Here is a 13,139-nt window from a genome sequence, read left to right on the forward strand (position 1 = left end):
TTTGATGCCGAATAGGTTAAAGTACATTTTTTTATATATGGACACTTTTTAAAAAATCAATATGCCGTCATCTACCGAATTACAACAGCAACTCGCCGAACTGGAAATGAAATTAACCTTTCAGGAAGGCACAATTGAAGATCTAAACCAAGCGCTAATCGAACAACAATTTATGATCGACCGCCTGCAACAGCAAATGCGCGGGCTGGCGCGTAAGCTGACCGATCTGCAGCCGTCGAACATCGCTTCACAAGCGGAGGAAACGCCACCGCCGCACTATTAAAGTGCGGTTAGTGTTTTTCCTCCACCACTTTCAGCGCGCCTTTGGCGATCATTCGCAGCTGTAAAATCAGGCGTTTTTTTAAGGCTTCGCGCTCTTTATTGTTCATATCCAAGGCATGAGAACCGGCGGTAAACACAATCGTCACCATGCCTTCCGCCTGCACATATGCCAGATAGCGCGAATCGCTCTCTTGGGTCACAATATATTCGGTCAGCTCGGCGACAAAATGCTGAATCTCGCGCGCCGCCGCCGTACGGAACTCTTGTGAGGTGCCGGAACTTTCACGCAGCAATAAGCGAAACATATTCGGGCGATCGTGGATAAACTCAAAAAAGGTTTCGACCGAAATTACAATCACACTGCCGCCGCGTTCGATTCGTTTACGTGCTTGGCGCATTAACTGGCGCAGAATCAAGCCCGCTTCGTCAACCATGGTTAATCCCAACTCGTCCATATCGCGAAAATGGCGATAAAAGGAGGTCGGCGCAATCCCCGCCTCGCGCGCCACTTCGCGCAAGCTCAAGTTGGAAAAACTTTTTTCCGCGCTCAGCTGATTAAATGCCGCGTCAATCAGCGCCCGGCGTGTTTTTTCTTTTTGTTGTGCCCGAACCCCTGCCATCTCGATTATTCCTGTTCGGACAACATCGGCGCCACCGCCGCTTGAATGATTTTGGCAATCCGCTCATAACGGGCGCGCAACGGCGATCCCGGACGATAGACCAAAATCACGCTGCGATACGGCTCCGGCTCGCTAAACGGAATGTACTCCACCCCTTGACGGCTGCCTTCATTAATGATCGCCAAGCGCGGCATTAACGTCACGCCGGTATTTGCCGCCACCATGTTGCGCAAAGTTTCCAAACTGGTCGCCTGAAAATGGCTGTTTTCGCGCGCGCCGGCAGTGAAACAGTAATCCAACGTCTGTTCACGCAGGCAGTGCCCGTCGTCCAACATTAGAATTTCCTGATCTTTCAACACGCTCAACGGCAGCGACGATTCACTTGCCCAGCGATGCTTCGGCGACACCGCCAACATCATTTTTTCTTTAAACATCGGCACTTCGATAAAGTTACCGGTTTCCGGCACCTGCGCCAAAATGGCACAATCCAGCTGCCCCATTTCCAGTTTTTCCAGCAAGGTTTGGGTTTGGGCTTCGTAGAGATACAGTTCTAAATCGGGGAAGTCTTGCTCCAATACCGGCAGCATACAAGGCAGCAGATACGGCCCTAACGTCGGGATCACCCCGATGTGCAGCGGCCCGCTCATCTCTTTGCCCTGATTGCTCGCCATTTCACGGAAAATCTGCACTTCAAGCAAAATCTTGCGCGCCTGCTCCACCAGCAACATTCCTGACTGGGTGAACAACACTTTACGGCTGGTTCTTTCCAGCAACAAAATGCCCAATTCATCTTCCAGTTTGCGGATTTGCCCGCTTAAGGTCGGCTGGCTGACGTGGCAAGCATCCGCCGCCTTACGAAAATGCTTATATTCCGATAATACAACCAAATATTCCAGATCCCGAATATTCACAATAAGCCTCTATCAATTGATGTCATAAAATAGAAATGATTATAATCCATTCCGTCTCTTTCTCGGTCAACTTTTTAGTTTAAATAGTTTAAAACGACGCAAAATAGCGAAAATTCCCGATTCTGTGAGGAAAATCGCTGATAAATCATGCTGAATCCCGTTCGAATCGCTGACAATTTAGCATAACAATGATAGGATTAAGCCTCTGTTTCTCTGCAACCGCTGACAAAATAATATATAAAATCATGATGAAAAAGACCATTCGAATTGCGACCAGACAAAGCCCGCTTGCGCTGTGGCAGGCAAATTTTATCCAATCCCGTTTGCAAAGCCTGTATCCCGATCGCCAAATTGAGCTGATCCCGATGGTGACCAAAGGCGATATTATTTTGGATACCCCGCTGGCGAAAATCGGCGGCAAAGGGTTGTTTGTCAAAGAGTTAGAGTTGGCATTGTTGGAAGGACGCGCCGATTTAGCGGTGCATTCGATGAAGGATGTGCCGATGGAATTTCCCGAAGGGTTAGGGCTAAGCGTAATCTGCGAGCGTGAAGATCCGCATGATGCATTTGTTTCCAATGCCTATACCGCACTTGAACAACTGCCGCAAGGCGCGGTGGTCGGCACGTCCAGCCTGCGCCGCCAAGCGCAACTGCAAGCGCTGCGCCCCGATTTACAGATCACCTCTCTGCGCGGCAATGTCGGCACCCGATTAAGCAAGTTGGACAACGGCGACTATGACGCGATTATCCTTGCCGCCTCCGGATTAAAACGCTTAGGTCTGCACCAGCGCATTCGTTCACTGATCAGCTATCAGCAATCGCTGCCTGCCGCCGGACAAGGCGCACTGGGGATTGAAACCCGAATTGACGATGACCAAATCAACCAATTATTACAGCCGCTGCAACACTTGCCGACCCATTATTGCGTCAGCGCCGAACGGGCGATGAACCGCCATTTACAAGGCGGCTGCCAAGTGCCGATTGCCGGCTTCGCCACCCTGCTCGATGAGCGCCAGATTCAGTTAAAAGCACTGGTTGCCAATCCTGACGGTTCACAAATTCTGCGTGCCGAAGGGCAAAGTGCGGTTGAGGACGCTGAACAATTGGGGATCGCCGTCGCCGAACAATTATTGGCACAAGGCGCCGGGCAGATTTTACAAGCCGTTTATCATACTCAACCTGAAACCCACTAACGGAAAACGCAATGGCTATTCTGGTAACCCGTCCCGAACCCAATGGCGAAGCCCTTTGCAAATTGCTGAATCAGCAAGGCTTCGCCACGCTCTACGCACCGCTATTCGGCATTGACAAAGGCGGCGATCTGAACCAACTGCCACAACGGCTGCAACAATTGCAAAGTGGTGATTATGTTTTCGCCGTCTCAAAAAATGCGATTCAATATGCCGATCAAGTATTACGCAACGTCGGCTTACACTGGCGCGCCGATTTACACTATTTCACCGTCGGGCGGCGCAGTGCGGAATATCTGAGCGCCGTTGCCGAACAGGCGGTTCAGTATCCTTATCCACAAGAAAACAGCGAAGGCTTGCTGGCATTGCCGCAGATGCAACAGCTGGAAAATAAAACGATTTTGATCTTGCGCGGCAACGGCGGACGTGACCTGTTTCGTCAACAAACGGCTGCCAAAGGCGCCAATCTTGAGATTTTAGAATGTTATCAGCGCATTCCTAAAGAATATGATAATATTCAACAAATTAGCATCTGGAAACGCGCTGGTATCGACACGATCGTCGTCACCAGTAACGAAATTTTGCGCTATTTAGTGGAATTTGTGCCGAAAAATGACCATAATTGGTTGACTCAATGCCATTTGATTGCCATTAGTCCGCGCATTGCTCACTTAGCCAAAGAATACGGTTGGGAAAAAGTGACCCAAACCGCGCGCGCGGATAACGCATCGATCTTAGAGACGCTATTGTCATTAAAAAACGAATTGAATTAGCAGAGGTAGGATAAATATGAGTGAACAACAAACACCAGAGAACCGTGCGGATCTTGAAAAAAATACCGCCGTCACCCCTGAAACGCCGCAGCAGCCTGAAAAAGCCTCTGCAACTGTCGGTGCGAAAACTGCAGTCAATAAAAAACCGGCGCCTAAAACGGAACCCGAAACTAAAGCAGGCAAATCCGGTGTGGAAAACAAACCGTTAGATAAAAAAGCGGCTGACAATGCGAAAAGTGCGGTCAAACCAGAAACTAACGAGCGCACCGCACGCAACCAACCGGCAGAAAAATCCCCTTCCGGTGGCGGCAAAGGCTTGTCATTGTTGGCGATTTTAATTGCGTTAGGCGTCGGCGTAGGTGGTTATTTCTGGGGCACCCAACAACTAAGTGCGGTTGAGCAGCAAGTGACGACGCTCTCCTCCGAACTGGCGAAGTTGCAAAACCAAACTGCACCCGCTGCACCACAAGCGCCTGCCGTTGTTCAAGACAACGGTGCGGAAGCCCTGAAAGCCCAATTCGGCGAATTGCAAGCTGCGCAACAGAAAGCCGTGCAGCAAACTCAGCGTGAACTGCAACAACTGGCAGCGGCACTAGATCTGCAAAAAACCGAAAACAGCGAACTGCGCAATCAGTTGAATAAACTCAGCTTTAATAACAAATCCGAACCAAACGACTGGCTGATGTCGGAAGCCGATTTCCTGCTGACCAATGCACAGCGTAAGTTAGTGTTGGATAACGACATTGAAACCGTGGTAACGCTACTGCAAGCCGCCAATCAAACGCTGCAACAAGTTTCCAATTCGCAAGCACTGTCGATTCGCACCGCGATCGGCAACGATTTGACTCAATTGCAAAATATCAATGAAGTCGATCAAGATCTGATCATGTCGCAATTGAGCCTGCTGGTTTCACAGGTCGACAACCTGAAAGTCTTGGCGTTAAATCCAAGCCATAAAGCCAGCGCCGAAGTCAGCGAATCAATCGAAGATTGGCAGCAAAATCTGGAAAAAAGCGCCTCGTCATTCCTTTCTCACTTTATTCAAGTGCGCAAGAAAGACCAAAACCGCCCGGAATTGCTAGCGCCGGATCAAGACGTGTTCTTGAAAGAGAATATCCGTTTAAGTTTGCAAGTCGCCCTTTCTGCGGTGCCGCGTCAACAAAACGAAGTGTATAAACAGTCGTTAAATTCGGTTGCCAGCTGGGTGCGCAGCTATTTTGACACCGATGATTATTCGGTGCAGCAATTCCTGCAACAAGTGGATCAACTGAAAGAACAGTCGATTTATGTTAATGCGCCGCAACAACTGCAATCTTGGTTGGCGATTGGTACGCTGTTAAACCGCGACTACCGCACTTTGGAACAATTCTCCAGCTCCGAAGCGGCAAAAGCTAAAGCCGCCGAAGAAAAAGCAGCTGAGGAAAAAGCGGCAGAAGAAAAAGCGGCGGAAGAAAAACCGGTTGAAGCCAAAGCAGTCGAGCCAAAAACTGAGCCGAAAATTGCAGCTGAACCCGTCAGCGAACAACCAAGCAGTGAAAACAGCACACCGGCAACGGTGACTGACAACGCCTCAGAAAACCTAGCGGCAAAAACCGAAAGCACCTCAGCTGAAGCAACAACCGAAGCCCAACCGGCTGAAAGCGCCACCGAAGCGAATGCCGGCAGTGACGCCGCCACTCCCGCCGCACCAACCACTGAATCGGCACAATAGGAGCTAGCTTATGTTTAAAGTTCTGTTTTTAATGTTGATTTTATTGGCGGGATTAGTCGCAGGGCCCTATCTTTCCGGCAAACAAGGCTATGTACTGATTTCCACCGCCAACCACGATATTGAAATGACGATCCCGACGCTGGTGATCATCTTTGTATTATCGCTAGCAGTGGTGTATTTAGTGCAAGCGGCAATTTCTCGTTTTTGCAGTTTGAATAAAAGCACTTACGGCTGGTTTTCTCGCCGTAAACGTCTGAAAGCGGAAAAACAAACCCTCGCCGGTTTAATCAAAATGGACGAGGGCGATTACGCCAAAGCGGAAAAATTGATCGGCAAAAACGCCAAACACGCCACTGAACCGGTGTTGAACTTCATCAAAGCCGCCGAAGCCGCGCAACAAAAAGGCGATGAGTTTAGCGCCAATAAATATTTGATCGAAGCGACAAAACTAGCTGGCAACGATAATCTCGTGGTTGAACTGGCACGCACCCGCATCCTGCTGCAGCAAGGCAAATTGTCCGCCGCGCGCAGCTCGATCGACAGTTTGCTGCTGCTCGCGCCGTATAATCCGGAAGTGTTGCGCTTGGCAGTCGATATTTACCTGCAATCCAAAGCCTACACCTCGCTGGACGAACTGTTCGGACGAGTGGAGAACAAGCTGAATTACAGTCAGGAAAAATTGCAACAACTGCGCCGCCAAATCGAAGACGGTTTGCAAGATGAGAAGCTGAATGAGGAAGGCGTGGACGGCTTGCTGGCATGGTGGGAACAACAGAGCCGCAAACGCCACAACGATCTATATGCCAAAACCGGCATGGTCAAGCGCTTGATTGCCGCTAACGACCATGAGTCAGCTTACGAAATCGCATTAGAAGCGATTAAAAAAGTCGACGGCAAGGCAGATCGATTAACACTACTACAGTCATTGGCTTACTTACAGACTGAAAACAGCAATAAATTGATTAAGATTTTAGAAAAACAGTTGGCGAACTGCAACGATAGCGAGCTGCAACTTGCTTATAACCGCACTTTAGGTTATCTGGTATTGCGCCAAAACGAATTTAAGCAAGCTAAAATCTACCTTGATAATGTGTTGCAACATCCGGCGGCAACCAAAGCTGAAGACTATAGCGTAGCCGCCTATGTGTATGAGCAGTTGGGCGAAAATATCGAAGCGCAGCGTATTCGTGAGAAAAGCTTCCAGCAATTATTGCACACCCAGAAAAGTGCGGTCGTTCCGGTTTAAACGACATTCTCTACCCAAGCCCGCTTGAATATTCAAGCGGGCTTTTTTATCGGCAGAAATCTCTCAACCGCACTTTGACAAAATAAATCAAGCAAGATAAAAAACGGCTTGTTATTGCTAACAAACCGTTTGCTTATGGCTGAGCCGAAATACTTAAAGAATAAAGCGACTCAAATCTTCATCTTCAATAATGTCGCCAAGTGCGGTGCTGACGTAGGTAGAATCGATCTTCACGCTCTGCCCCGACATTTCACTGGCGTCATACGAAATTTTATCCATTAAGCGTTCCAACACCGTATGCAGACGGCGGGCACCGATATTTTCGGTTTTCTCATTCACACGGAATGCCGCTTCGGCGATTTTCGCCACCGCATCTTCAGTAAATTCCACGTCCACGCCTTCGGTTGCCATTAGCGCTTTATATTGCTGGGTCAATGACGCATTCGGCTCGGTTAGAATCCGCTCAAAATCTTTGCTGCTTAATGCACTCAATTCTACCCGAATCGGCAAACGCCCTTGCAATTCCGGAATTAAATCCGACGGGCGCGCCACCTGAAATGCGCCGGAAGCAATAAACAGAATGTGATCGGTTTTCACCATACCGTGTTTGGTATTAATGGTGCTGCCTTCGACTAACGGCAATAGATCACGTTGCACGCCTTCACGCGAAACATCAGGGCCTGAGCTTTCGCCACGTTTACAGATTTTATCGATTTCGTCGATAAACACGATGCCGTGCTGTTCGGTGGCTTCGATCGCTTTTTGTTTCAGCTCTTCCGGATTAATCAGCTTCGCCGCTTCGTCTTCGGTTAAAATTTTCAACGCATCTTTGATTTTCATTTTGCGTTTTTTGGTTTTTCCGCTCGACATATTTTGGAACATCGATTGCAGCTGGTTGGTCATCTCTTCCATGCCCGGCGGCGCCATAATTTCCACGCCGACCGAGGCAGAAGCAACATCGACTTCAATCTCTTTATCGTCCAGCTGCCCTTCACGCAATTTTTTGCGGAACACCTGACGCGTGCCGCTTTGTTTATCGGCTTCCTCTTCCGCGCCCCAGCTGTTTTTCGCCGGCGGCAACAGAATATCTAAAATCCGATCTTCCGCCATTTCTTCCGCACGATAACGATTTTTATCAATTTCGGTTTGACGCACCAGCTTCATCGCCACGTCGGTGAGATCGCGGATAATCGAATCCACTTCCTTGCCGACATAGCCCACTTCGGTGAATTTGGTCGCTTCCACTTTAATGAACGGTGCGTTTGCCAATTTTGCCAAACGGCGGGCAATTTCAGTTTTCCCGACACCGGTCGGACCGATCATCAAAATATTTTTTGGCGTCACTTCATAGCGCAGCGCTTCATCGAGCTGCATTCTGCGCCAGCGGTTACGCAACGCAATCGCCACCGCTCTTTTGGCATCGTTTTGACCGATAATATGTTGATCCAGCTCGGATACAATTTCGCGAGGAGTCACCTCAGACATGATTTTTCCTTATCTTGATTTATTCGGGCAACTGCTCGATAGTTTGATTCAAATTGGTGAATACGCAAATATCACCGGCAATTTTCAGCGATTTTTCCACAATCTCACGCGCTGACAGTTCGGTGTTTTCCAACAACGCCCGTGCTGCCGACATCGCATAGTTGCCGCCTGACCCGATTGCCAAAATATTATCTTCCGGCTGCACCACATCACCGTTGCCGGTGATGATCAGCGATTCGGTTTCGTCCGCCACGATCAACATCGCTTCCAAACGACGCAGCGCACGGTCGGTGCGCCACTCTTTCGCCAGTTCAACCGCACTTTTCAACAAATGCCCTTGATGCATTTCCAATTTGCGTTCAAACAGCTCAAATAGTGTGAACGCATCTGCCGTACCACCGGCAAAGCCTGCTAATACTTTATTATGATACAAACGGCGCACCTTGCGTGCATTGCCTTTCATTACTGTGTTCCCTAAAGAAACCTGTCCATCGCCGCCGACAACCACTTGTCCGTTACGACGTACACTTACTATCGTGGTCATAAATCACCTCATCTTTTATCTCAATGAGAGTTATATGGAGATGAAAAGTGCGGTTTCAAGGGGGAAATTCGTTAGCCTGCTTTCTTGCTGTATTGCTGACGGTATTCGTTCGGGGTGTAGCGGTACTCTTTTTTAAATACCGAATAGAAATATTGGATTGAAGGGTAGCCGCACATTTCGGAAATTTCATGGATAGAAATCGAGGTTGACACCAGCAATTTTTGCGCGCGCGCAATTTTTTCCTCATGCAACACTTGGTGAATGGTTTTGCCCAATTCCAATTTGAAGCGGTTCTCTAAATTCGTGCGCGATGCTTTCACATAATCCAGAACTTGTTCGACTTTAATCCCTGAATAGGCGTGCAAACGGATATAGTGCATAGCTTGAATCACTAGCGGATCATGAATTGAGCGATAGTCCGTCGAGGCTCGCTCCTCGATGCGCACCGGCGGAATCAGTAACGGCTCGGTTTTCACCCGCTTGCCTTGCAGCATATTTTGCAAGATTTTAGCCGCTTGATAGCCCATTGCCTTGGTGCCTTGCAACACCGATGATAGCGACACTCTGGAAAAATATTGGATCAGCTCCTCGTTATCAATTCCGATAATACAAAGCTGCTCAGGAATAGCGATGTTGAGGTTCTCACAGGTTTGCAATAAATGGCGCGCTCTGGCATCGGTGACCGCAATAATCCCGGTGTGTTCGGGCAAAGAGCGGATCCAGCAATTCAACTCTTGTTGCGAAAGCTGCCAATTTTCTTGACGGGTTTCATGCCCTAAATAAACATGGCTGTCATAGTGGTTCGCCCGCATTAATTGCTCGAACGCAAAGCGCCGCTCTTCCGACCAGTGACGGCGGCTGTCACTCGGCACACCATAAAACGCAAAATGATTCAATCCCTTGCTTCTTAAGTGTTCAAACGCCATTTCAATCAGCGCGCGGTTATCCGTCGCGACATACGGAATATTTTGCGGATAATCATCTGGGTTATGATAAGAACCGCCCACCGCCACAATCGGAATCGAATGCTGCGCCAACTGCTCCGCCAGCAGCGGATTATCAAAATCGGCAATAATCCCATCGACCGAATTGAGGTCAAACTGCTGTTCGCGGTGAATAAAATCATCTTCCAAAAATACGTCCCAATGGCAGAGTGAGGCTTGAATATATTCACCAACGCCCTCCATCACCTCTCGGTCGTAAACCTTATTGGCATTAAAAAGCAGGGCGATGCGATGATACTCCGCGCTCATGAGACGATCCTTTCAGTCAAACAATTAAATGTCTGCCAACTATAGAATAAAACGCTGATAAAGAAAAGGGCTGCCAAATGAATGGACAGCCCTTGGTTATAGATAAAATAAATCACCTAATTAGCGCCTTACTGAGCGTATTGATAAAATACAAATACCGCCTAATAATGCGAAAGTAAATGAAACAATAAATATGGCAGAAAAATCAAATTGAGAAATAACAAATGAAGCTATAATTGGTGCAAATGCTTGAGTCAACGTATTACCTAAGTTATAAACTCCCAAAAAGAATGCCACTTGTTTTTTGTCTGGAATCACTCTTAAATTTAACAAATTATCGAGTGAATTCCAGATTCCCATACCCAATCCTGCCGCAAATCCATAGATCCAAATACTAAGGTCATTTCTTAACAAATAGATACTTAAAGCGCCTACTGCTAATAAAATCGTTGATAATGCAACTGGGTATTTGAGTGTTTTATATCTATCAGATAAAGGACCTGCCAAAAATCCCATCATAATACCGAATACTAACATAATCATATTGACTATTTGTATTGATGTCTGTGCGCCTTGTGTATCTTTCCCCATAAAGTCAGTCATAATATAGAGAAAATAACCAACGATTGCAAAGTTCCCTATCCCCTGAAATATTTTACCAATTAATGCCAAGTAATAATCTCTACCAACACTCCAACTTGGAAAAGCTTTCAGAATATTTTTAAGTGAGCTACTTTCCTCGTGTTTTAGCTTATTAATTCCTGCATTATCTTTCTCATCTAAATTAGAAGGCTCTTTGACGATATAAGCCGCTAATAGTGTTCCGATAACCGTGATCACGCCAAAAATAATGAACCCTAGTCTGAATTGCCCTAAAAACATCGCACCAAAAATACTAAAGCCATTATTACCAAGTGCCATACCCAATCCACCGTATGCACCTGAGGCAGTCCCTTTTCCTTCTTCAGGAGCTGAATCGAGCCATGCAACCATTGGTGCGACAATAAAATTTAACGCAACTTGTCCCAACATCCACGCCGCGAGTAAAAAGCCTATTGATTTCGCATAAGATGCTAAAATCATCGCGATCATAAAAAACACTGCTCCGCCTACTAACCAAGGTGTTCTTTTCCCATATTTTGAATAGGTTCTATCTGATAAATAGCCTGCAACCATATTTGAAATCGAAGCAACAATCATACCGCAAGTGGAAAACAGTGCTAAAAGCTGTACTTTATTTTCAGCATCAATCTCCTGAATCAATGCCGGCAAAAAAAGGCTTACTGCAACAATATACGGTCCTAACCATGATGCCGGTCCAATAATCAATCCCGGAACTAATCGTCTTAACGGTATCGTTTTATTCATAATAAATTCTCCATTAGTTATTTTTTATTTTGTAATATTCAAAATCTGCATATGAATCATGTTGGTGTGCATCAACCGAACCAATAAAGTTAAATAACCCTGTAAATCCGCCAATTTCTCCGGGTTCACCATTAACCCCCTCATCAGACAAATAAGAGACATCAATATCTTGAATTAAAATATCCCAATCATTATCTAACTTATAAAATAATGTTGAATTCCCATATTTATATTCAATTTTCAACTCAACAACGCCTTTAGGCATTGATATGCGGTGATGTGGATATTCTATTCGGCAACCAAGCTTCGCTTGTAGAATTGTTAAAACAGTTTCTGATGTTTCTTCTGCGTAAGTTAAGCATAGATAGATCCTGTTGTTTGAATCATAATAAAGCCCTACTCCTGCCGTTTCGGAATAATGATTAGGGAAAAACTCTAATTTAGTTTCAATCTGATAATCAAATGAAGTGGCTCTGGTTGCCATTATTGCCGGGTTATTTTGTGAGAAAAATGAATTTTCACCGCGAATACGTAAATAGCCAGGTCTTTCAGATGTATTCACCCAATGACTATTTTGAGTTCTATAAGGTGTCATAAATCGCAAATCATAATGATCGGTGAAATTGTCCTCAATATCTTGATTGATCTTCTGCTTAATTTCTAAGCCGGAAATCCCTTCAAACTCCATTTTAGCCAATGTTGAACCGTCAGCCATAACCAACCAATCATCATCACTCCATTTCATCTTTTGAATTGAGGTTTCTCTGCCTAGAGGATTAAGCAATTGATCAGGCAAAGGTCTCGACATCAAATGCGCGATATACCATTCACCGTTTACTGTTTCTACCAACGATCCGTGCCCCGCTTTTTGCATTGGCGATAACGGGTTGTACATCTCAAAATGCCCGGCATCAGGATCACCCAGTGAAAATAAGTGTCTAGGTGATGAAGTAACAATCGGCTCTTTTGACGGATGTGGCTCGTAAGGACCAAATATATTCTTAGCCCGCCCTATTTCAATGCCATGACCGTAACCTGTACCGCCTGCGGCAATTAGCAAGTAATAATAGTCATTGTGTTTATATAACTGTGGCGCTTCGGCACAACCTCTGGTGGTAAATCCTTGGCAAATACGATGCCATTCACCGATGATTCCACCTTGATTTAAATTCGCTTCCGCAATGACAATATGCCCTGGAGCTTGGTATCCCTGCCGAGTTTCCCACTCTAAGATGCTGAGATAAGATTTACCGTTTTCATCATGATAGAGCGCCGGATCAAACCCTATTGAGGTCAAAAATAACGGTTCTGACCATGGTCCATGAATACTGTCTGCGTAGATTGCATAATTGTCCGCATTGAACTCTCTTCCTGCCATATTCAGCATATGAGAATAAACAATCCAATAGCGTTGTGTTTTTTTATCATAAGATAAGTGCGGTGCCCAAATCCCTGCCGAAGTGTTACAGCCCCTTAAATTTACCTCATCTTTTTTTAGCGCATAATCCACTAATGTCCAGTTAACCAAATCTTTAGATTCAAAAATTTGGATAGCCGGATTCCAGTGAAATGTTGAAGTCGCAATATAATAAGTATCATCAACTCTGATGATTGAAGGATCCGGAGCCATTCCGGGAATCACTGGGTTTGTAAAATAAGCCATCTCTAACCGCCTTTTATTTATGAATTTTATTTTGGATATTCACATCGTATAACGAAAGAAGCTATTGCCTTATACGCTTTCAGTTTGCTGATG

12 protein-coding genes are annotated in these 13,139 nt (G+C 46.2%); 5 read left to right on the top strand and 7 right to left on the bottom strand.

Features of this window, described 5'->3' with window-relative positions:
• The first annotated feature begins 61 nt into the window (after positions 1-61).
• A complete protein-coding gene (locus ACUHGC_RS00895; RefSeq protein ID WP_446833829.1) occupies positions 62-283 on the top strand; it encodes a SlyX family protein in 222 nt (73 codons plus the stop codon).
• 7 nt (positions 284-290) lie between these two features.
• Here the strand turns inward: ACUHGC_RS00895 and fabR are convergent, their stop codons facing one another.
• Entirely contained in the window at positions 291-902 is a 612-nt protein-coding gene (gene fabR / locus ACUHGC_RS00900) for an HTH-type transcriptional repressor FabR (RefSeq protein ID WP_446833830.1), read from the bottom strand.
• A gap of 5 nt (positions 903-907) precedes the next feature.
• Positions 908-1,813, bottom strand: coding sequence for a DNA-binding transcriptional regulator OxyR (gene oxyR / locus ACUHGC_RS00905; protein WP_446833831.1), 906 nt, complete (start codon positions 1,811-1,813; stop codon positions 908-910).
• Between the two features lie 245 nt (positions 1,814-2,058).
• Between oxyR and hemC the strand changes: the two genes are divergently transcribed.
• From hemC to ACUHGC_RS00925, 4 genes are read left to right on the top strand one after another with little or no spacing between them, the layout of a single operon-like run.
• Entirely contained in the window at positions 2,059-3,006 is a 948-nt protein-coding gene (gene hemC / locus ACUHGC_RS00910) for a hydroxymethylbilane synthase (RefSeq protein WP_446833832.1), read from the top strand.
• Positions 3,007-3,017: 11 nt separating this feature from the next.
• The gene (locus tag ACUHGC_RS00915) at positions 3,018-3,776 is read left to right on the top strand and encodes a uroporphyrinogen-III synthase (RefSeq protein WP_446833833.1); all 759 of its coding nucleotides are present in this window, start codon (positions 3,018-3,020) and stop codon (positions 3,774-3,776) included.
• Between the two features lie 16 nt (positions 3,777-3,792).
• The gene (locus tag ACUHGC_RS00920) at positions 3,793-5,487 is read left to right on the top strand and encodes a uroporphyrinogen-III C-methyltransferase (protein WP_446833834.1); all 1,695 of its coding nucleotides are present in this window, start codon (positions 3,793-3,795) and stop codon (positions 5,485-5,487) included.
• 10 nt (positions 5,488-5,497) lie between these two features.
• Positions 5,498-6,733, top strand: coding sequence for a heme biosynthesis HemY N-terminal domain-containing protein (locus ACUHGC_RS00925; RefSeq protein ID WP_446833835.1), 1,236 nt, complete (start codon positions 5,498-5,500; stop codon positions 6,731-6,733).
• Positions 6,734-6,886: 153 nt separating this feature from the next.
• Here ACUHGC_RS00925 and hslU read toward each other — a convergent pair whose 3' ends face one another.
• The 5 genes from hslU to ACUHGC_RS00950 all read right to left on the bottom strand — a co-directional run bounded on the left by hslU (position 6,887) and on the right by ACUHGC_RS00950 (position 13,046).
• Positions 6,887-8,218, bottom strand: coding sequence for an HslU--HslV peptidase ATPase subunit (gene hslU / locus ACUHGC_RS00930; RefSeq protein WP_446833836.1), 1,332 nt, complete (start codon positions 8,216-8,218; stop codon positions 6,887-6,889).
• A gap of 19 nt (positions 8,219-8,237) precedes the next feature.
• Positions 8,238-8,762 carry an ATP-dependent protease subunit HslV gene (gene hslV / locus ACUHGC_RS00935; RefSeq protein WP_446833837.1) on the bottom strand — a complete coding sequence of 175 codons (525 nt, stop codon included), beginning with the start codon at positions 8,760-8,762 and terminating at the stop codon, positions 8,238-8,240.
• Positions 8,763-8,833: 71 nt separating this feature from the next.
• Positions 8,834-10,015, bottom strand: a complete 1,182-nt coding sequence (locus ACUHGC_RS00940; RefSeq protein WP_446833838.1) for a XylR family transcriptional regulator — start codon at positions 10,013-10,015, stop codon at positions 8,834-8,836.
• 120 nt (positions 10,016-10,135) lie between these two features.
• The gene (locus tag ACUHGC_RS00945; RefSeq protein ID WP_446833839.1) at positions 10,136-11,383 is read right to left on the bottom strand and encodes an MFS transporter; all 1,248 of its coding nucleotides are present in this window, start codon (positions 11,381-11,383) and stop codon (positions 10,136-10,138) included.
• A gap of 13 nt (positions 11,384-11,396) precedes the next feature.
• Entirely contained in the window at positions 11,397-13,046 is a 1,650-nt protein-coding gene (locus tag ACUHGC_RS00950) for a family 43 glycosylhydrolase (protein ID WP_446833840.1), read from the bottom strand.
• Positions 13,047-13,139: the final 93 nt, after the last annotated feature.

The sequence above is a fragment of the Testudinibacter sp. P27/CKL/0425 genome, from assembly GCF_052931395.1.